At 62.7% G+C, this 255-nt stretch carries 1 protein-coding gene; it reads left to right on the top strand.

The window, feature by feature from the left end; translation table 11 throughout:
• The coding region (locus KGQ19_RS49040) for a hypothetical protein (RefSeq protein WP_212022549.1) at positions 1 to 255 on the top strand (255 nt) is incomplete at both ends.

Here is a 255-nt window from a genome sequence, read left to right as displayed (position 1 = left end):
CCGACGCCTTGTCGGCCTACTGGCCGGCGCTGCAGGCAGCACAGAACAAAGCCGACAGCGCACTACGCCAAGCACAAGACGCCAACGCCGATCTGCAACGCGCGAGCGTCAACGCCACCAACACCGCAAACGACCTGAAAACCACCCAACAGAACCACGCCGCCAACCCCAACCCACAAGCCGTCACCGACGCCCAAAACGCACACACCACCCCACAGAACAACCGAACCAACGCCAAAGCGACAATGGCCGCAC

Origin of the sequence: Catenulispora pinistramenti (assembly GCF_018274385.1) — a bacterium.
Lineage (GTDB): Bacteria > Actinomycetota > Actinomycetes > Streptomycetales > Catenulisporaceae > Catenulispora > Catenulispora pinistramenti.
This window is presented reverse-complemented; position numbering and strand designations above follow the sequence as displayed.